The following is an 18,513-nucleotide window of genomic DNA, read 5'->3' as shown; positions in this document are numbered from 1 at the left end:
CATGGCGACGGCGGCGCTCCGCGCCGGGGCGGCCGACGGGCTGGGCGAAGACCGGCGCGACCATGGCTGGCTGTTCATCGGCGCGATCCTGACCGGATCATTCCTGCTGTTCCTGATCCAGCCGATGGTCGCGCGGATGGCGCTGCCGCGTCTGGGCGGCGCGCCGGCGGTGTGGAACAGCGCGATGCTCGTCTATCAGGCGCTGCTGCTCGGCGGCTATGGCTATGCCCATCTGCTGTCGCGCTTCACCCCGCGCACCCAGTCGGCGGTCCAGCTGCTGCTGCTGGCGCTGGCCGGGCTGATGCTGCCGATCACGCTGACCGGCGGCCCGCCGGGGGCAGATGTGTCGCCGGTGCTGTGGGTGCCCTGGCTGCTGCTGTCGTCGATCGGCCCGCTGTTCCTTGCGGTCGCCGCCCAGGCGCCGTTGCTGCAGCGCTGGTATGGGGCGGCGACCGGGGGGCGCGATCCCTATCCGCTCTATGCCGCCTCCAACCTGGGCAGCTTTGCCGGGCTGCTCGCTTACCCGTTTCTGGTCGAACCGCGGCTCGCGCTTGCCGGGCAGAGCCAGTTCTGGGCGCTCGGCTATGTGCTGCTGACGGTGCTGACGCTCGGCTGCGCGCTGGTGCTGCCGCGCGCGGGCGTCGACCGGCACGATGCCGGGTTCGACCCGCTGCCCGCCCCGGCTGGCGGCAGCGCGGCATGTGGATCCTGCTCGCCTTCGTGCCGTCGGGCCTGATCCTGTCGACCACCACGTTCCTGACCACCGACATCGTCGCCATGCCGCTGCTGTGGGTGGCGCCGCTTGGGCTTTATCTGCTGAGCTTCACCTTCGCCTTTGCCGAGCGGCGGGGCGCGGCAGCGCTGATCGTGCGCGCCGCGCCGTTCCTGATGCTGCCGCTGGTCGCGCTCGCCGTGCAGCCGGTCGCCGGGCGGCCGCTGATGACAGCGCTGGCGGCGCTGGCGCTGCTGTTCGTCGTGTCGGTGGCGCTGCATGCCCGGCTTTACGATGCGCGCCCGTCGCCGCGTCATCTGACCGGCTTTTATCTGGCGATGGCGCTGGGCGGGGCGCTGGGCGGCGCGTTCGCGGCGCTGGTCGCGCCGCTCGCCTTTGACTGGAGCTATGAGCATCCGCTGCTGCTGCTCGCGGCAGCGGCGCTGGTGCCGCTCTGGCCCGCGCCCGGCGCGGCGGGGCGGGCGGTCGCGGTCGCCGGCCCGGCGCTGATCGCGCTGATCGTGGCGGCGGCGCTGGCGCGCATCGGGCCGTTCGGGGCGGCGCAGGGGATGGGGCTGGCGGCGCTGCTGATCGGCGTGGTCGCGATCGGCTGTGCCGGCCGGCGCGGCGCGTTCGTCGCCGCGATACTCGGGATATTGCTCGTGTCGGGCGGGGCGGATGCCCTGTCCTTGTCGCGCCAGCCGGGCGCGCGGATGCGCAGCTATTTCGGCATCTATACGGTGCGCGACCGGGCCGGGGTGCGGGTGCTGGCCCATGGCACCACCGCCCATGGGCTGCAGCGTCTGGCCGGGGCGGAGCGGCTGCGTCCGACCAGCTATTATGGCGCGGGTTCGGGGATCGGCCGTGCGCTCACCGCGCTGCCGGGGATCGCCGGGCCGGGCGCGCGGGTGGGCGTGGTCGGGCTGGGGGCGGGGACGCTCGCCTGCTATGCCCGGCCCGGCCAGCACTGGCGGTTTTTCGAAATCGACCCGCTGATGGTGAAAGTGGCGCGCACGCGCTTCTCCTTCCTGTCCGGCTGCGCGCCGGGGCCGGGGCCGGGGGCGGAGATCGTCATAGGCGATGCGCGGCTGTCGCTCGCCCGCGTGCCGCCCGCCAGCTTCGATCTGCTCGCGCTTGATGCCTTTTCATCCGATGCGGTGCCGATGCACCTGCTGACCGGAGAGGCGTTTGCGCTTTACCGGCGCGTGCTGGCACCCGACGGGCTGCTGCTCGTCCACATCACCAACCGGCATTTGCGGCTGGAGCCGGTGATCGCCCAGGCGGCGATGGCGGGCGGCTGGTCTGCCCGGCTGTTCGACAACCGGGTGCGGCCCGGAACCCCGGCGGCTCGGCTTGAAAACAGCTCGATCTGGGTGGCGCTCAGCCCCGATCCGGCGGTGATCGACGCCGCGGCCCCGCGCAGCCCCGGCGGCTGGCGGGCGCTGCGTCCGATGCCCGGCTTTGCCGGGTGGAGCGATGATTATGGGTCGATCCTGCCGCTGATCCGCACCGGGCAGCGTCGATAAACGGAGAACAGGCGTGGACGGGGTGACGATCATCGAACTGGGCGGCAAAAGGCCGCGCATCCATGACAGCGCGTTCATCGCGCCGGGATGCCGGCTGATCGGCGATATCGAAATCGGCCCGGATGCGAGCATCTGGTATAACTGCGTGATCCGGGCAGATGTGAACCATATCCGCATCGGCGCGCGCACCAACATCCAGGACGGCACGGTGATCCATTGCGATTCGCCGCGCGCGCCCGGCGATGCCGGCAGCCCGACGCTGATCGGCGACGATGTGCTGATCGGCCATATGGCGATGATCCATGGCTGTGTGCTCGAAGACCGCGCCTTTGTCGGTCTGGGCGCGATCATCATGGACAAGGCGCATATCGAAGGCGACGGGATGCTGGCCGCAGGCGCGATGCTGACGCCGGGCAAGCGCATCGCCGCGCGCGAGCTGTGGGGCGGACGCCCGGCGCGGCTGATGCGCGCGCTCAGCGACGCCGAAGTGGCGATGAACCGGCTGGGCGTTGCCCATTATGTCGAAAATGGCCGGGCCCATGCGGCTGCGATTGCAGCCGTTGGCCAAGACTGACCTGGCTGCGATTGCAGCCGTTGGCCAAGACTGACCTGGCTGCCATTGCAGCCACTTCTCAAGACTGACCTGGCTGCGACCGCAGCTGCTTCCCAAGGCTGATCCGGCCGCGCCGGATCAGCGCGCCAGCCGCGCGGTCAGCGAATCGAGCACGGCGCGCTGGTCATCCGCCCGGCGCGCGGCTTCGGTCTGGAGCGCAGTCAGCTCCGCCAGCCCGTCCTCGCGCCCTTCGGCCAGCCGTTCGGCGATCAGCCCGTCAATCTCCGCCAGGATCGACGGCGTGGCGCCATGGGCGTCGGTGAGCGCGGTCAGCCGCAGCTGGGCTGTCACCCATGATTCGCTGCCCGCCGGCCCCGCGCCCGCCACCGCCTGTGCGGCCGCGGGCCGCAGCTCGGCAAAAACCTCGCCGGCGGCAGCGAGATCGGCCCGCAGCGCGGTGATTCGCGTGGCCAGCGCCGCATCCGCCGTCAGTCCGGCCCTGGCCGGGGTCTGCGCCGGCTCGTCCATGCTGCGATTCTCGATCGCCCGGTGGCCAAGCGAAGGCGCAGAGCCCCCCGACGCACAGGCGGCAAGGAGCAGAAGGGCAAGCGGGCTGAGGCTGCGCATGCCCTTTGGCCTAGGCGTTTGAAACATTGCTCGCAATGGGGTGCGCAATGGGCTTGCGCTCCCTGATTTTCCGGGCTAGTGGCCCACCTCCAACGCGCCCGTAGCTCAGCTGGATAGAGCATCAGACTACGAATCTGAGGGTCGGACGTTCGAATCGTTCCGGGCGCGCCATTTTCCCAAACAGGGAAAAACAGGGACTTGTGAGGGCGGCGCGAGCCGCCATTCTTTGTTCCTCCGCCAGCCATGCATCGCAATGCTGCACTCTTGTCGCTGGCAGATGTGGATGTGCTCAGTTGCCCGTCATGTGTCGGCATATGCTGGCCAAGGCCCGCTTATGGGGCGGAACAGCCATGCCAGCCGGGTGCGCTCAGCGGCGCGGGCGTTCGTGCAGGGCGATGCGGTTGCCCTCGCTGTCCTCGATCTCGGCCACGCGGCCGGCAGCGCCAATGTCCTTGACCGGATAAAGCACAGCCGCGCCGCGCGCGACGGCGCGGGCCAGCGTCGCTTCGATTGCCGGGGTGTCGAAATAGAGCACCGGCCCCGCCTTGCCGGGAATATAGACATCGCCGCGCGCCAGCGCGCCGCTCGCCCCGGCACCGTCCTCCACGGCCGGGAACAGCGCCATGTCATAGCCGTCGATCGTCTGGCGCTCGAGCTTCACGCCGAACACCGCCTCGTAAAAGGCGATTGCGCGGTCGAGATCGGTGACCGGGATCTCGAAATAACCGACCGGATTGCCGGGCCGTGTGTCAGCGGCCATTGCGGCCCCCAGCCAGTTGGCGTCCCGGCCAGCAGCGCGGATGCAAGCAGCAGGGCCGGAAGCGCCGCGCTGCGCGGCCATCGCCTCACCGGTCCTCGACCAGCCGGTGGTAAAGCTCCGGCCGCCGGTCGCGGAAAAAGCCGAATGCGGCGCGGTGCCGCCTGATCCGGTCGATGTCGAGGGTCGCGACCAGCACGCCGGTCTCGTCCGCGCCGAACTCCGCGACCAGATCGCCGCGTTCGTCGCAGATGAAGCTGTGGCCGTAGAAATGCTGCCCGTCCTCGGTGCCGATGCGGTTCGCGGCCACCACCGGCACGACGTTCGACACCGCATGGCCGATCATCGCCCGCCGCCACAGCCGGCTGGTGTCGAGCCCGGGATCATGCGGTTCGCTGCCGATCGCGGTCGGGTAGAACAGCGCCTCTGCGCCCATCAGCATCATTGCGCGCGCGCATTCGGGATACCATTGATCCCAGCAGATGCCGACGCCAACCGTCGTCTGCGGCAGGTTCCACGTCTTGAACCCGGTATTGCCCGGCCGGAAATAGAATTTCTCCTCATAGCCGGGACCGTCGGGAATATGGCTCTTGCGATACAGGCCCATGATCGCGCCGGTCGCGTCGATCATCGCCAGGCTGTTGTAATGATGCGGCCCGTCGCGCTCGAAAAAGCTGGTCGGGATGGCGACGCCCAGTTCGGCGGCCAGCTTCTGCATCGCAACGACGCTGGGATGTTCGGCCATCGGGCGCGCGGTCGCGAACAGCGCCTCATCCTCCACCCGGCAGAAATACGGCCCTTCGAACAGCTCGGGCGGCAGCACGATCTGCGCGCCGCGCGCGGCGGCCTCGCGCACCAGCTCGCTCACATGGGCGATATTGTCCTGCGCGCTGCCACCCAGCGGCAGCTGCAGTGCGGCGACGGTGATTTGGGTCATGACAGGGGCACCTGCTGGCTGATGCAGTGAAGGCTGCCGCCGCCGGTCAGCACATGATCGGCGCGCTGGCCGACGACGCGGCGGTCGGGAAAGATGCGGGCAAGCGCGGCGACGGCGGCGTCGTCATTCGCCGCGCCATAAAGCGGCACGACAACCGCGGCGTTGCCGATATAGAAGTTCATATAGCTGGCCGGCACGATGGCGCCGTCGCGCTCCACCCGGCCGGGGGAGGGGATCGGCACCACCTCCAGCCCGAAGGCGCGGGCGCGCGCCGCCGCATCGCGGTAGATCGCCGCATTGGGATCATCCTCGCCCGCCGGTTCCGGAATGGCGAGACGGCCGGGGCCGACAAAGCGCGCCAGATTGTCGACATGCCCGTCGGTATGGTCGTTGATCAGCCCGTCGCCCAGCCACAGGATGCGGGTCAGCCCCAGATCCGCCGCCAGCCGCGCCTCGATCTCGGCGCGCGACAGCGACGGGTTGCGATTGGGGTTGAGCAGACATTGTTCGGTGGTGACGGCAAGGCCGGTGCCGTCGGTGTCGATCGCCCCGCCTTCCAGCACATAATCGGCGGCGCTGAACGGCAGGCCGGCGGCAGCCGCCAGCCGTTCGGCCAGATCATCGTCGCCCGGCAGATCATATTTGCCGCCCCAGCCGTTGAAGCGGAACCCACGGCCCGCGCGCGCGCCATCGGCCCCGGTCACGATCACCGGGCCGGTGTCGCGCAGCCAGATGTCGCCGAACGGGGCGACCATCACCTCGACGCCCGGCACCGCCAGCGCGCGGGCGGCGGCCGCCGCATCGTCATCGGCGGCGACCAGCACCACCCGCTCGCCAGCACCACCGGCGGCAACGGCAGCGGCAAAGGCCGCGACCTCGGCCTGGGCCGGGGCCAGATCCTCAAGCCACAGTTCAGGATCGCTCGGAAAGCCGATCCACACCCAGTCGTGCGGCGCCCATTCAGGAGGTTGGCGCAGTGGCGGCATAATTGTCTTATCCATCAATATGTTGACCGGCAGATTGATCCGGATCGGATGCTGTCGGCGCTTGGGAAGGGAATCGCCGCCGATATAGGGTGGTGTCGCATGTGGGGAAAGGCGGGAATGACCCGTGTGTGCGGGGCACCCTGTCCGGTGCGCCGCGCGCGGTCCGCCGCCTGAGCGAGGGGAGAGCAGGGTGTGACGAGGATGGTTTGCCGCCGGGCATCTGGTCGGGCGGTCTTGACGATGGCTGCTCTGCTGCTGACGGGCGGAACCGCCGCCGCTTATGTCGCGGATGGCGGCGCACAGACACCGGCCCAGGCCTTTGGCGCTCTGCCCGCCTATTCGGCGGCCGATCTGTCGCCCGACGGGCTGCGCCTGTCCTACCTTGGTCCCCGCCCAGGGGGCGGCAACACACTGTTCGTCGTCGATCTGGCTGGTGCCGCCACCCCGGTCCGGCTGATCTCGGCGACCGGCCAGCCCGAACTGATCGAGCAGTGTCACTGGATCGCGGCGACGCGGCTTGCCTGCCGGATCGCGGCACTGACCGAGGCGGCGGGCTATGTGGTCGGGGCGACGCGCTGGATCGCGCTCGATGCCGACGGCGGCAATCTCAAGGTGATTTCGGAACGACCGTCGGGCAACGCCGCCTATTTCAGCGGCTTTGGCGGTGAGATAGTCGATTTCGCGCCCGGTACAGACGGGTCGGTGCTGATGGTGCGCTGGCACGTTCCGGACAACAGCCCGGGCACGATCGTCAAGCGCACGGCCGAGGGCTACAGCCTTGGTCTGGTCGATACGCGGACGCTCAAATCGCGGTCGCTGACCCCGCGACGGTCGAGATCGGCAGGTTCATCACCGACGGGCGCGGGCAGTTGCGCATCACCGGCGCGACCCGTTTCACCGGTGATTATGTCGCGACCGGCATCACCAGCTATCGCTATCGGCGGAAGACGGGTGGGGAATGGCAGGCGCTGGGCGACTATGACAGCCGGAGCGGTGACGGCTTCAATCCTGTCGCCGTCGACCCCGATCTCGATCGCGCCTATGGCTATCGGCGCAAGGACGGGCGGATCGCGCTGTTTGCCCGCGCGCTCGACGGGTCGAACCGCGAAGAGCTTGTCTTCGCCCATCCCGAGGTCGATGTCGGTGATCTGATCCGCATCGGCCGCAAGCGCCGCGTGGTCGGTGTCACCTATACGACCGATGTCACTGCCGCCCAGTATTTCGATGCCGGGCTTTCCCGGTTGCGTGATTCGCTTTCGCATGCGCTGCCCGGTGAACCAGCGATCGGCTTTGCCGGCGCGAGCGACGATGAACAGCGGCTGCTGGTCACGGCATCGTCCGACGTCGATCCCGGCACGCTGTTCCTGCTCGACCGCGGGGCCAAGAAGCTGCAGCCGCTGCTCCGGCTCTATCCGGGGCTTGCCGACAAGAAGCTGGCGAATGTCCGCCATGTCTTCGTCACGGCGGGCGATGGCACGCGGGTTCCCGCCTATCTGACGCTGCCGGTTGGATCGACCGGCAAGGGGCTGCCCGCCCTGGTCATGCCCCATGGCGGGCCGAGCGCGCGTGACGAATGGGGGTTCGACTGGCTGGCACAGTATTTCGTCCATCAGGGCTTTGCCGTGCTGCAGCCCAATTATCGCGGCTCGGCCGGCTATGGCGATGCCTGGCTGCGGGAAAACGGCTTCAAATCGTGGCGCACCGCGATCGGCGATGTTGTCGACAGCGGCCGCTGGCTGGTGGCAGAAGGAATTGCCGATCCCGACCGGCTGGCGATTTTCGGCTGGTCCTATGGCGGCTATGCAGCGCTTCAGTCCGGCGTCGTCGCACCCGGCCTGTTCAAGGCGATCGTTGCCGTCGCCCCCGTCACCGATTTCGCAACGCTCAAGGCGCAATATGCGCGCTCGACGGCGGCGCGGCTGGCGCGGTTCGAAATCGGCTCGGGGCCGCATGTCGACCAGGGATCGCCCTATCGCAATGCCGGCGCGATCACCGTTCCGGTCCAGCTGTTCCACGGGACGCTCGACCAGAATGTCGATGTCGTCCAGTCGCGGATGATGGCCGATGCGCTGAAGGACAAGGGGCGTCCGGCCGAACTCCATCTCTATCCGGGCCTTGCCCATGCGCTGGCGGACGGGGCGGTGCGCGCCGATATGCTGACGCGGAGCGAGGCGTTCATCCGCGCGGCGTTCAAGGCCCCGCCGCCACGCTGACCGGAGCGCGCATCGGTCAGAATAAAAAAGGGCGGCCCGCACGGACCGCCCTTTTTTCTGTGTGTCGGAACAGCCGGATCAGCGGCTGTAGAACTCGACCACCAGATTCGGTTCCATCTTCACCGGATAGGGCACTTCATCCAGCGTGGGCACGCGGGTGAAGGTCACCTTGTCATTGCCGTCGGGCGCGACGTAATCGGGGATTTCGCGCTCGGCCAAGCTCTGCGCTTCCATCACCAGCGTCATCTGCTTGGCCTTGTCGCCCAGCGACACGATGTCGCCCGGACGGACGCGGCGCGACGCGATGTTGCACTTGACGCCATTGACGCGGACATGGCCGTGGCTGACCAGCTGGCGGGCCGACCACACGGTCGGCGCGAACTTGGCGCGATAGACGATCATGTCGAGGCGCTGCTCGAGCAGACCGATCAGGTTCTGCGAGGTGTCGCCCTTCATGCGCGACGCTTCCTCATAGGCCTTCTTGAACTGCTTTTCGGTGACGTCGCCATAATAGCCCTTAAGCTTCTGCTTGGCGCGCAGCTGCAGGCCGTAATCCGACATCTTGCCCTTGCGGCGCTGGCCATGCTGGCCCGGGCCATATTCACGCTTGTTAACCGGGGACTTGGGACGCCCCCAGATGTTTTCGCCCATCCGGCGGTCGAGCTTGTGCTTGGCGCTGTGGCGCTTCGACATCTGATATCTCCAATCTGCGACAACGTTGGTTCCGGTTCCGCCTGCTGGCCCGGCCAAAAGGCCGGGGGCAGGGCCACCGCTTCACCGGAATGCGGGGCCAAATCGCGAAGGCGGGCGCTTAACGGTCTGCGCGCCGAAGGTCAACCCGGGCGCGCCAGTCTCCCGTCGGGTGGTCTTTCTCGCCCCCCCCCCCCATCATGCGATGCGATCAGCGATCCGATGGGCGCTGCGCGGCGGCAGATCACCCCTGCTGGACAGACGCAGATAATGCCGTTCCCCATTGCTCGGGGCAAAAAGCGGCACGGGGAGGGTGACGGCGGGCACAATAAGTGCAAGTGAGGCACGCATCGTCCACCCTCCGCCGGGCATGATGGCGTGACCAAGACTATACCGGAACAAGACATGATCGAAGACCCTGTGCGGCCCCCCGCCGATTCGGATGCCGCGCTGGCCCCGGAGCAATGCCGCACGATGGTCGAGGTTCGTGCCGGGGTGGATGCGGTGGATCGCGCCCTGATCGATCTGCTCGCCGTGCGCTTCGGCTACATGGCCGCCGCCGCCCGGATCAAGCCGGAACGCAATATGGTGCGTGACGAGGCGCGCAAGGCGCAGGTGATCGGCAACGCCCTGTCCCGTGCCGAAACCTTCGGCCTCCCGCAAGACGCGATCGGGGCGCTGTGGGAACAGCTGGTCGAAGCGTCGATCGCCTATGAACTGACGCTGTTCGATCGTCGGGCATCAGATCCGATGCACTCCGACAGGAAACCGCTTTAGCCGCCGCGTTCACCCGACATGCGGCGGTTCATCTGGTCATAGGCCCGCTGCGTTTCCTCGCGCACACGCTGCCACTGCTTGGCGGTCAGGCAGGTTTTGGTCGATCGCACCAGCGAACCGGTTTCCACCTGGCGCTTGCAGATGATCCGTTCCTTTTCGGGCGTGGGGCGGGCGGTGGCGGGCTGGCCTGCGCCTGAAGGAGGATTGCCGCAATCGCCGTCAGGCCCGTCATGATCGTCGCCCCCCTTTTCGTTAGCGCTGGCGATCATGCCCGACGACCCCACCCGTCGTCCAATGGAATCCGCCGCGTGCGGCTGACGGGCGGTCAGCCGCTATTCGCCCTGCGTCGACCGCACGCGCGGCTGAACGGCCGAGAAGATGCCGCGCATCATCTGCACCTCGGCCGATGACCAGCCGGGCTTGGTCAGCAGCGCCCTCAGGCTGCGCCGGGTCGCGTTGATGCGGTTTTCGGGGAAGAAATAGCCCGCCGGCTCCAGCACCTGTTCGACATGGGCGATCAGCCCTTCCAGCTCGGCCTGCGGCGCGGGCGGGGCGAGGTCGAGCAGCGTCGGCATGGCGAGCGCTTCCTGCTTCGACCATTCATAGGCGATCACCGCGACCGACTGCGCGAGGTTCAGCGAGCCGAAATCGGGATTGATCGGGATGGTCAGCACCGCGCGGGCAAGGGCGATATCGTCCTTGTCCAGCCCGGAGCGTTCCGGCCCGAACAGCAGCGCCGACCGGCCGGGCCGGGTGCGGATCTCGGTGCTCGCCTCGGCCGGGGTGACGACCGGCTTCGCCATGCCGCGCCGGATCATCGTGGTTGCATAGACATGCGCGCAGTCGGCGACCGCATCGGCGGTGGAGGAATAAAGCTGCGCCTCGTCCAGCACCCGGTCCGCGCCTGAAGCCGATGGCCCGGCGGCGGGGTTGGGCCAGCCGTCGCGTGGCTCGACCAGCCGCAGCTCGGTGAGGCCGAAGTTCAGCATCGCGCGCGCGACCGCGCCGATATTCTCGCCCAGCTGGGGGCGCACCAGAACGATCACCGGACGGGTCATTCCGCGCCGCCCGCCTCGATCACCGCGCCGGCAAACTCGCGAAAGTCACTCGCCTCTGAGAAGTCTTTGTAAACACTGGCAAAACGGATATAGGCCACGCTGTCCAGCCCGCGCAGCCCATCCATCACCAGCGCGCCGATCAGGCTGGCCGGCACTTCGGTCTCGCCACTGGTTTCGAGCTGGCGCTGGATGCCCGACACCAGCCTTTCGATCCTGACCGTCTCGATCGGCCGCTTGCGGCAGGCAATGGTGATCGACCGCGCCAGCTTGTCACGGTCGAACGGCTCGCGCCGGTCCTCGCTTTTCACCACGGTCAGCTCGCGCAGCTGGATGCGCTCGAACGTGGTGAAGCGCGCGCCGCACCCTTCGCACTGGCGGCGGCGGCGGATCGCCGCCCCATCCTCGCTGGGGCGGCTGTCCTTCACCTGGCTCGCATCATGGCCGCAATAGGGGCAGCGCATCAAAAGCCCGGATAGATGGGGAAACGCTCGCACAGGGCGCGCACCCGCGCCCGGACATCGGCCTCCACCGCCGGGTCGCCATGTTCGCCCTTGGCGCGCAGCCCGTCGAGCACATCGGCGATCATGTCGCCAATGGCGCGGAACTCGGCGATGCCAAAGCCGCGCGTGGTGCCCGCGGGCGAGCCGACGCGGATGCCGCTGGTCTTGACCGGGGGCAGCGGATCGAACGGAATGCCGTTCTTGTTGCAGGTGATGCCCGAACGCTCCAGCGCCTCGTCCGCGTCGCGCCCGGTGATGCCGAGCGGCCGCAGATCGACGAGCGCCAGATGGGTGTCGGTGCCGCCGGCGACCAGATCGGCCCCGCGCTCCTTCAGCCGCGCGGCAAGCGCGCGGGCATTTTCAATGACCGCGCCGATATAGTCGCGATATTCGGGGCGCAGCGCCTCGCCGAATGCCACCGCCTTGGCGGCGATGACGTGCATCAGCGGCCCGCCCTGCAGGCCGGGGAACACCGCCGAGTTGATCTTCTTCGCGATCGCCTCGTCATCGGTCATGATCATGCCGCCGCGCGGGCCGCGCAGCGTCTTGTGCGTGGTCGTCGTCACCACATGGGCATGGCCGAAGGGCGAGGGGTGGTGGCCGCCCGCGACCAGGCCCGAGAAATGCGCCATGTCGACCAGGAAATGCGCGCCAACCTCGTCGGCAATCGCGCGGAAGCGGGCAAAATCGATGATGCGCGGATAGGCCGAGCCGCCGGCGATGATCAGCGTCGGGCGATGCTCCTTGGCCAGCCGCTCGACCTCGTCATAATCGATCAGATGATCGTCGGGCCGCACGCCATATTGCACGGCGTTGAACCATTTGCCCGACTGGGCGGCGCGGGCGCCGTGCGTCAGATGGCCGCCGGCATCGAGGCTCATCCCCAGGATCGTGTCGCCCGGCTTGGTCAGCGCCAGCATCACCGCGCCATTGGCCTGCGCGCCCGAATGCGGCTGGACATTGGCAAAGCCGCAGCCGAACAGCTGCTTGGCGCGCTCGATCGCCAGCGTCTCGACCGTGTCGGACGGCGCGCAGCCCTGATAATAGCGCTTGCCGGGATAGCCCTCGGCATATTTGTTGGTGAACACCGACCCCTGCGCTTCGAGCACCGCGCGCGAGACGATGTTTTCCGATGCGATCAGCTCGATCTGGTAACGCTCGCGCTCCAGTTCGGCAGCCACGCCCGCAAACACTTCACGGTCGGCATCGGCAAGGCCGCGGCTGAAGAAACCGTCCGGCTGGACCTGGGCAAGGGAGACGGGATTGGTGCTCATGCGGGCTCCTTGGCGAGGATGGGGGTGGACAGCTTGCTGACGCGCCGCACATGGCGGTCGCCGAGAAAGTCGGTCGACAGGAACGTCGCGACACAGGCCTTGGCCATGTCCGGCCCGATCAGCCGCGCGCCCAGCGCGATGACGTTCGCATCATTATGTTCGCGCGCCAGCCGCGCCGACAGCGGTTCCGACACCAGCGCGCAGCGGCAGGCCGGCTCGCGGTTGACGGCGATCGAAATGCCGATGCCCGATCCGCACAGCGCAATCCCGCGCGCAGCATCCCCGGCGGCAATCGCCCGCGCCAGCCGATAGCCGAAATCGGGATAGTCGACCGATGCTTCGGTCGCGGTGCCAAGGTCGATCACCTCATGGCCTTCGCTGCGCAGCCAGTCGGCAAGCAGGGTCTTGAGCGCGACGGCGGCATGGTCGGACGCAATGGCGATCGGGCCGGACGGGGCGGGTTCCAACATGGCGGGTTCCAGCGGTGACTCGGAGCCGGGATGACTCCGGTCGGCGCGCTGTTTAGGGTCGTTGCCGCCCAAATGCCACACCGATCGGAACGCTGATGCCAGATGCCGCCCCGGAGATGCTGACCGACCGGCTGCGGCTGAGGGCGCATCGCCGCGAAGATGCCGAAACGCTCATTGATCTGTGGCGCGATCCGGTGGTGGTGCGCCATTTCGGCGGCCAGCCCATGGCCCCCGAAGACACGTGGAACCGGCTGCTGCGCTATATCGGCCATTGGCGCGCCAATGGCTTTGGCATGTGGGTGGTCGAGGACCGCGCCACCGGCGCGGCGCTGGGCGAGGTCGGGCTGTTCGAGGGGCGGCGCGGGCTGGGCAGCCGGTTCGACAGCGCGCCCGAGGCGGGCTGGGTGCTGCGCCCGGCAGCCCATGGGCATGGCCATGCGCGCGCGGCGATGACGGCGGTGCTCGGCTGGGCGGAGGCGGCGCATGGCTTTGCGCGCACGGTGTGCATCATCGATCCGGCCAATGCGCCGTCGCTGGCGACGGCGGCAGCGCTCGGCTACCGGCCCTTTGGCACCTGTCCCTATAAGGGCAATGAGGTGCTGATGTTCGAACGCGCGGCCCCGTCGGCGGCGGCCGGATCCCAATCGTCGCCAGCCGCAGTTTAACCATTTCTTTTCACATCCTGGCCGATCCTTCCGCCGCAGTCTGGCGGTGGGCCGCGCTCCTGCGGTCCCGGTTGTCGAAAGGATCGGTCGATGACATTTCTCGCCAAAGGGGCCGCGTTGTTCGCCGCTGCAGCCGCGCTCGCAACGCCTGTCGAGGCAGCGTGCTGGAGCGATGCCGCCTACCGTGCCGCGCAGGTCCGCGAACTGGATACGATGCTGATGGTCGAGGCGCTGCGCTGCCGCCGCGCCGCGCCGGATTTCGTTTCCGATTATAACGCCTTCGTCCAGCACAGCCGCCCGGCGCTGGTGCGGGTGAATGATGAACTGCGCCAGCATTTCGCCGCCACGGTCGGCGCGGCGCGCGCGCTCGATGCCTATGACCGCTATGTCACCACGGTCGCCAACCGCTATGGCGCGGGCGTTTCCGGGCTGGGCTGCGACGATATGCGCAATATCCTGCGCGCGGCGGCGGGCGCGAAGGGCGCGCTGCCCGCGCTCGTCGAACTGGCTCAGGCCGCTGACATGCAGCCGGCACTGCCGGGCGCGCGCTGCAATGGGCCGGACACGCCGCTGGCCATCGCGTCGCGGCGTTAAGCCGCGCGCGCAGCAAAGGACCCGGTCGCGGCGTTAAGCCGCGCGCGCTGGTGGGACTGCGGCGCGACGCGGTCGGGACAGCCGGCAGGTTTTCATTTACCCTCTTTTCCGCCGTCTCCGCCCTGTCGATCCGGGGAGAATGGCGGATATAAAGGAATCTTTATATTTGCCTTGAGCGGGTGCTGCCGCTAAGGGCGATCGCATCCGGCCGGCCGCATTTCCGCAGCCGGCCGCGTTTTTTCGTTTGCCGGAGAGAAACCGTCGTGGCCACTCAACTCGACCCCAAGGATTATGTCGTCGCCGATCTCAGCCTGGCCGCGTTCGGCCGCAAGGAGATCGAGATCGCCGAGACGGAAATGCCCGGCCTGATGGCGCTGCGCGCCGAATATGGCGCCGAACAGCCGCTGAAAGGCGCGCGCATCACCGGCTCGCTGCACATGACGATCCAAACCGCGGTGCTGATCGAAACGCTGACCGCGCTGGGGGCGCAGGTGCGCTGGGCGTCGTGCAACATCTTTTCCACCCAGGATCACGCCGCCGCCGCGATCGCCGCGTCGGGCGTGCCGGTGTTCGCCGTCAAGGGCGAAACGCTTGAGGAATATTGGGATTATGTGGTCCGCATCTTCGACTGGGGCCAGGACACGACCTGCAACATGATCCTCGACGATGGCGGCGACGCCACGATGTTCGCGCTGTGGGGCGCGCGCGTCGAGGCGGGCGAGACGCTGTTCACCCCGACCAACGAGGAAGAGGAAATCTTCTGCGCCACGCTGAAGCGGTTTCTGGCCGAGCGTCCGGGCTATCTGACCAAGACCGTCCAGAACATCCGCGGCGTGTCGGAAGAAACCACCACCGGCGTCCACCGCCTCTATGAACTCGCCAAGAACGGCAAGCTTCCCTTCCCGGCGATCAACGTCAACGATTCGGTCACCAAGTCGAAGTTCGACAATCTCTATGGCTGCAAGGAATCGCTGGTCGACGCGATCCGCCGCGCGACCGACGTGATGCTGGCCGGCAAGGTCGCCGTGGTCGCGGGCTTTGGTGATGTCGGCAAGGGCTCGGCCGCGTCGCTGCGCAACGGCGGCGCGCGCGTGCTCGTCACCGAAATCGATCCGATCTGCGCGCTGCAGGCGGCGATGGAAGGCTATGAAGTCGTCACCATGGAAGAAGCGGCGACCCGCGCCGACATCTTCGTCACCGCGACCGGCAACAAGGATGTGATCACCCTCGATCACATGCGGGCGATGAAGAACATGGCGATCGTCTGCAACATCGGCCATTTCGACAGCGAGATCCAGATCGGCGCGCTCGCCAACATGAAGTGGACCGAGATCAAGCCGCAGGTTGACGAAGTCGAGTTCCCGGACGCCAAGAAGATCATCGTCCTGTCGAAGGGGCGTCTGGTCAATCTGGGCAACGCGACCGGCCATCCGAGCTTCGTCATGTCGTCGAGCTTCACCAACCAGACGATCGCCCAGATCGAGCTGTGGAAGAACCACGACAAGTACAAGAACGAAGTCTATGTCCTGCCCAAGCATCTCGATGAGAAGGTCGCGATGCTTCACCTCGAAAAGCTGGGTGTGAAGCTGACCAAGCTCAACCCGGAACAGGCCGCCTATATCGGCGTCGGTGCCGAAGGCCCGTTCAAGCCCGATCATTACCGCTACTGATCGACGGGCCTGCCCGTCATCCGGAGCGGCAAAGCTCCGGGGTCACAAAAATGCCGGGCCAGCCTGTGCTGGTCCGGCATTTTTCGTTGCGTGCGGGAAGATCAGGAAATCCATCCGGCGGTTCGGGCAATGTGCGCGGACAGGGGCTGACGCCACAGGATCGGAAGCCGCTCTGCTGCGCCGCCGCGATAGGTCCTGCCGCCACCCGGGCCGCGCCAGTCGCGTTGGTTTTCCTTCGTTCGGGCGCCCCGGAAGATCCGGCCCAACGTTCTGGTCGGTCAGACTGTCGGGGTCGGGTGATACCAGCGCGACGCAGGGCGGGGGCTGACCGCGGCGACCGGCCCACCTGCGTTACAGGGTCAGCCCTCGGTGCTGTCCGATGAGCTGCGTGACAACGCGCGCGCCTCCCAATTGGCGGCTTCGGCCTCATATTCGTCGGCCATCTGCATCAGCAGCTGAATTTCATCCTGGGTCTTGAGCCCGGCCGCAAGCGCACGACAGCGCAGCGCCTGTGCGCGCAGGCTTTCGCTGTGGTCAAGCAGCGCCGATACCCACATGACTCGCGACCAACTCCACCCGTACGGCCGGTGTGCATCTCCGGGCCCTTTCCTGTCAGTTTAACGTCAGGGCAGGGCGAGGATTTATTCCGTATATATACCTATTGTGTAGACAAAATAGCTGGCCCGCCGGGCTGTCGCCCAGGATCCAGTTGACGCATGATCAACACCGTTAACCGAACACCAGACAGAGTGTAGACCTTGCCATCCTGTTGGTCGTGATGGTCTTGCGATCGAGATGACGGCGGGATTTTTTCCGACAGTGCGGCTGAGATCTTAGCGCTCTGGTCTTTGCGAATATTGGGCGCTGCTGCCGCTGGCAGCGTCGGCCTGCAGATCATATTCGTCGGCCATATGTTCGAGCAGATCGATATCCGACTGGTTGGTCATGTTGCTCGCCAGTTTGCGGCAACGCCGGGCCTGAACGGCCGGATTTTCGGTCACATCCTCTGGTAAAGACATGGCTGCGGCACTCCCCTTGTTCATTACGAACCCGAAACGAAACGCACACAGTTCAACCCGAAGTGTTGCATTCATAACATGGATCGCAGTCAAAGTATAGGGCCAGTGCCGCAGCCGGTATCCTCAGTCGTTGACGCGCTCAAAAATCGCGGCAATGCCCTGGCCGCCGCCGATGCACATGGTTTCCAGCCCGAAGCGCGCCTCGCGCCGGTCCATTTCGCGCAGCAGCGTGGCGAGGATCCGCCCGCCGGTCGCGCCCACCGGATGGCCGAGCGAAATGCCCGAGCCATTGACGTTCAGCCGGTCGAAATCCGCCGCGCCAAACCCCCATTCGCGGGTGCAGGCGAGCACCTGGGCGGCAAAGGCCTCGTTCAGCTCGATCAGGTCGATCTGCGACAGGTCGAGCCCGGCTGCGGCCAGCGCCTTGGCGGTCGCGGGTACGGGGCCGATGCCCATGGTGCGCGGCGGCACGCCGGCGACCGCCCAGCTGCGCATGCGCGCCAGCGGCTTCAGCCCCAGCGCCTCGGCGCGGTCGCGGGTGGTCACGATCGCCGCCGACGCACCGTCATTCTGGCCGCTGGCATTGCCGGCGGTGACCGTCGCACCCGGATCGTCGGCCAGCCTGACCGGTTTCAGCTGAGCGAGCGTCTCGGGCGTGGTGTCGGCACGCGGATGCTCGTCGCGGGTGACCAGCGTTTCCCCGGCCTTGGTGCGCACGGCAACCGGCACGATTTCGTCGGCAAAGCGCCCGTCCGCCTGCGCCGCCACCGCGCGGGCGTGGGAGCGGGCGGCATATTCATCCTGTTCGGCGCGCGGAATGGCATATTCATGGGCCAGATTCTCGGCCGTCTCCAGCATCCCGCCGGGCACCGGATAATGGCGCCCGCCCGCGGTCAGCCGCCCGCGCACCAGCCCGTCCTGGATCGCCAGCGCCCGGCCATTCACGCCCCAGCGCGCGTCATGCGTGAAAAAGGGCGCGTTGCTCATCGATTCAGCACCGCCCGCGATGATCAGATCGGATGCACCCATCGCGACCTGCATCACCGCATAGGCAATCGCCTGCAGCCCGGATCCGCACCGCCGGTCGACCTGCAGGCCACAGGTAGTGATGGCAAGCCCGGCATCGAGCGCGACCACCCGGCCCAGCGCGGGCGCTTCCATCGAGGGATAGCATTGCGCGAACAGCACATCATCGACCGCATCGGGGGCGAGCCCCGCCCGTTCGACCAGCGCCGCCACCACGGTCGCGCCCAGCCGCTCCGCCGCCACGCCACGAAACACCCCGCCGAACCTGCCGACCGCCGTTCTGACCGGTTCGCAAATCACCACGTCGCGCATCATCTCTCCCTTTGTGTTTTTCCTTCGCCGGTCCGCTGTAGAGCGATTTTGCGGCCGGTCAAAACATCCGGCGGGCGGGAAATCCCGGCGGCACGGGCGCGTGTCCGGCACGCGATGGTCAGCGCGTGCCGGCAGCGCGGCGGGGGA

At 67.5% G+C, this 18,513-nt stretch carries 22 protein-coding genes and 1 tRNA gene; 10 read left to right on the top strand and 13 right to left on the bottom strand.

Translation table 11 applies throughout. The features are described from left to right. The first annotated feature begins 1 nt into the window (after window position 1). The 3 genes from GVO57_RS15110 to GVO57_RS12100 are packed head-to-tail and all read left to right on the top strand — an operon-like array spanning window position 2 to window position 2,812. Entirely contained in the window at window positions 2-736 is a 735-nt protein-coding gene (locus GVO57_RS15110) for a hypothetical protein (RefSeq protein ID WP_233281371.1), read from the top strand. Next, window positions 700-2,238, top strand: coding sequence for a spermidine synthase (locus GVO57_RS12105; protein WP_233281370.1), 1,539 nt, complete (start codon window positions 700-702; stop codon window positions 2,236-2,238). The genes GVO57_RS15110 and GVO57_RS12105 overlap by 37 nt, the downstream gene beginning before the upstream one ends. 13 nt (window positions 2,239-2,251) lie before the next feature. Further along, entirely contained in the window at window positions 2,252-2,812 is a 561-nt protein-coding gene (locus GVO57_RS12100) for a gamma carbonic anhydrase family protein (protein WP_160593358.1), read from the top strand. Between the two features lie 117 nt (window positions 2,813-2,929). Here the strand turns inward: GVO57_RS12100 and GVO57_RS12095 are convergent, their stop codons facing one another. After that, the gene (locus GVO57_RS12095; RefSeq protein ID WP_160593356.1) at window positions 2,930-3,418 is read right to left on the bottom strand and encodes a hypothetical protein; all 489 of its coding nucleotides are present in this window, start codon (window positions 3,416-3,418) and stop codon (window positions 2,930-2,932) included. A gap of 94 nt (window positions 3,419-3,512) precedes the next feature. Here GVO57_RS12095 and GVO57_RS12090 point away from each other — a divergent pair. After that, window positions 3,513-3,589, top strand: a tRNA-Arg gene (locus GVO57_RS12090). 196 nt (window positions 3,590-3,785) lie between these two features. On the opposite strand, the gene GVO57_RS12085 is transcribed toward GVO57_RS12090, so the two are convergent. The 3 genes from GVO57_RS12085 to GVO57_RS12075 all read right to left on the bottom strand — a co-directional run bounded on the left by GVO57_RS12085 (window position 3,786) and on the right by GVO57_RS12075 (window position 6,098). Then, window positions 3,786-4,178, bottom strand: a complete 393-nt coding sequence (locus tag GVO57_RS12085; RefSeq protein ID WP_160593355.1) for a VOC family protein — start codon at window positions 4,176-4,178, stop codon at window positions 3,786-3,788. A gap of 85 nt (window positions 4,179-4,263) precedes the next feature. After that, window positions 4,264-5,112, bottom strand: a complete 849-nt coding sequence (gene aguB / locus GVO57_RS12080; protein WP_160593353.1) for an N-carbamoylputrescine amidase — start codon at window positions 5,110-5,112, stop codon at window positions 4,264-4,266. Further along, entirely contained in the window at window positions 5,109-6,098 is a 990-nt protein-coding gene (locus GVO57_RS12075) for an agmatine deiminase family protein (protein ID WP_160593996.1), read from the bottom strand. The genes aguB and GVO57_RS12075 overlap by 4 nt, the downstream gene beginning before the upstream one ends. 240 nt (window positions 6,099-6,338) lie before the next feature. On the opposite strand from GVO57_RS12075, the gene GVO57_RS15105 reads away from it, so the two are divergent. After that, window positions 6,339-7,250, top strand: a complete 912-nt coding sequence (locus tag GVO57_RS15105; RefSeq protein WP_233281369.1) for a hypothetical protein — start codon at window positions 6,339-6,341, stop codon at window positions 7,248-7,250. Window positions 7,251-7,273: 23 nt separating this feature from the next. Continuing rightward, entirely contained in the window at window positions 7,274-8,311 is a 1,038-nt protein-coding gene (locus GVO57_RS12070) for an alpha/beta hydrolase family protein (protein ID WP_233281577.1), read from the top strand. Between the two features lie 78 nt (window positions 8,312-8,389). Here the strand turns inward: GVO57_RS12070 and rpsD are convergent, their stop codons facing one another. Continuing rightward, window positions 8,390-9,004: a 30S ribosomal protein S4 gene (rpsD, locus tag GVO57_RS12065; protein ID WP_160593349.1), complete on the bottom strand. Its 615-nt coding sequence runs from the start codon at window positions 9,002-9,004 to the stop codon at window positions 8,390-8,392. Window positions 9,005-9,406: 402 nt separating this feature from the next. On the opposite strand from rpsD, the gene GVO57_RS12060 reads away from it, so the two are divergent. Further along, window positions 9,407-9,778, top strand: a complete 372-nt coding sequence (locus tag GVO57_RS12060) for a chorismate mutase (RefSeq protein ID WP_160593347.1) — start codon at window positions 9,407-9,409, stop codon at window positions 9,776-9,778. Here the strand turns inward: GVO57_RS12060 and GVO57_RS12055 are convergent. The 5 genes from GVO57_RS12055 to rpiB all read right to left on the bottom strand — a co-directional run bounded on the left by GVO57_RS12055 (window position 9,775) and on the right by rpiB (window position 13,080). Further along, window positions 9,775-10,047, bottom strand: coding sequence for a hypothetical protein (locus tag GVO57_RS12055; RefSeq protein WP_160593345.1), 273 nt, complete (start codon window positions 10,045-10,047; stop codon window positions 9,775-9,777). The two genes, GVO57_RS12060 and GVO57_RS12055, sit on opposite strands and share 4 nt — an antisense overlap. 63 nt (window positions 10,048-10,110) lie before the next feature. Further along, window positions 10,111-10,836 carry an RNA methyltransferase gene (locus tag GVO57_RS12050; protein ID WP_160593343.1) on the bottom strand — a complete coding sequence of 242 codons (726 nt, stop codon included), beginning with the start codon at window positions 10,834-10,836 and terminating at the stop codon, window positions 10,111-10,113. Further along, on the bottom strand, window positions 10,833-11,297 hold the full coding sequence (gene nrdR / locus GVO57_RS12045) for a transcriptional regulator NrdR (protein ID WP_160593342.1): 465 nt from the start codon (window positions 11,295-11,297) through the stop codon (window positions 10,833-10,835). Before nrdR ends, GVO57_RS12050 begins: the two co-directional genes overlap by 4 nt. Then, window positions 11,297-12,610 carry a serine hydroxymethyltransferase gene (glyA, locus tag GVO57_RS12040; protein WP_160593340.1) on the bottom strand — a complete coding sequence of 438 codons (1,314 nt, stop codon included), beginning with the start codon at window positions 12,608-12,610 and terminating at the stop codon, window positions 11,297-11,299. Before glyA ends, nrdR begins: the two co-directional genes overlap by 1 nt. Further along, entirely contained in the window at window positions 12,607-13,080 is a 474-nt protein-coding gene (gene rpiB, locus GVO57_RS12035) for a ribose 5-phosphate isomerase B (RefSeq protein WP_160593338.1), read from the bottom strand. Before rpiB ends, glyA begins: the two co-directional genes overlap by 4 nt. 95 nt (window positions 13,081-13,175) lie before the next feature. Here rpiB and GVO57_RS12030 point away from each other — a divergent pair, with 95 nt between their 5' ends. The 3 genes from GVO57_RS12030 to ahcY all read left to right on the top strand — a co-directional run bounded on the left by GVO57_RS12030 (window position 13,176) and on the right by ahcY (window position 16,009). Next, entirely contained in the window at window positions 13,176-13,745 is a 570-nt protein-coding gene (locus GVO57_RS12030) for a GNAT family N-acetyltransferase (RefSeq protein WP_160593337.1), read from the top strand. 90 nt (window positions 13,746-13,835) lie between these two features. Then, a complete protein-coding gene (locus tag GVO57_RS12025) occupies window positions 13,836-14,339 on the top strand; it encodes a hypothetical protein (RefSeq protein WP_160593335.1) in 504 nt (167 codons plus the stop codon). A gap of 263 nt (window positions 14,340-14,602) precedes the next feature. Beyond that, window positions 14,603-16,009 carry an adenosylhomocysteinase gene (gene ahcY, locus GVO57_RS12020; RefSeq protein WP_160593334.1) on the top strand — a complete coding sequence of 469 codons (1,407 nt, stop codon included), beginning with the start codon at window positions 14,603-14,605 and terminating at the stop codon, window positions 16,007-16,009. 359 nt (window positions 16,010-16,368) lie between these two features. Here ahcY and GVO57_RS12015 read toward each other — a convergent pair whose 3' ends face one another. The 3 genes from GVO57_RS12015 to GVO57_RS12005 all read right to left on the bottom strand — a co-directional run bounded on the left by GVO57_RS12015 (window position 16,369) and on the right by GVO57_RS12005 (window position 18,366). Next, on the bottom strand, window positions 16,369-16,566 hold the full coding sequence (locus GVO57_RS12015; protein ID WP_160593333.1) for a hypothetical protein: 198 nt from the start codon (window positions 16,564-16,566) through the stop codon (window positions 16,369-16,371). 276 nt (window positions 16,567-16,842) lie between these two features. Further along, on the bottom strand, window positions 16,843-17,052 hold the full coding sequence (locus tag GVO57_RS12010) for a hypothetical protein (protein ID WP_160593332.1): 210 nt from the start codon (window positions 17,050-17,052) through the stop codon (window positions 16,843-16,845). Window positions 17,053-17,151: 99 nt separating this feature from the next. Then, complete coding sequence (locus tag GVO57_RS12005; protein ID WP_160593995.1) at window positions 17,152-18,366, bottom strand: acetyl-CoA C-acetyltransferase; 1,215 nt, start codon at window positions 18,364-18,366, stop codon at window positions 17,152-17,154. Window positions 18,367-18,513: the final 147 nt, after the last annotated feature.

Source organism: Sphingomonas changnyeongensis (genome assembly GCF_009913435.1).
GTDB classification, from domain to species: Bacteria; Pseudomonadota; Alphaproteobacteria; order Sphingomonadales; family Sphingomonadaceae; genus Sphingomonas_B; species Sphingomonas_B changnyeongensis.
The sequence above is the reverse complement of the archived record's forward strand: the minus strand, read 5'-3'. Positions and strand labels throughout refer to the sequence as shown.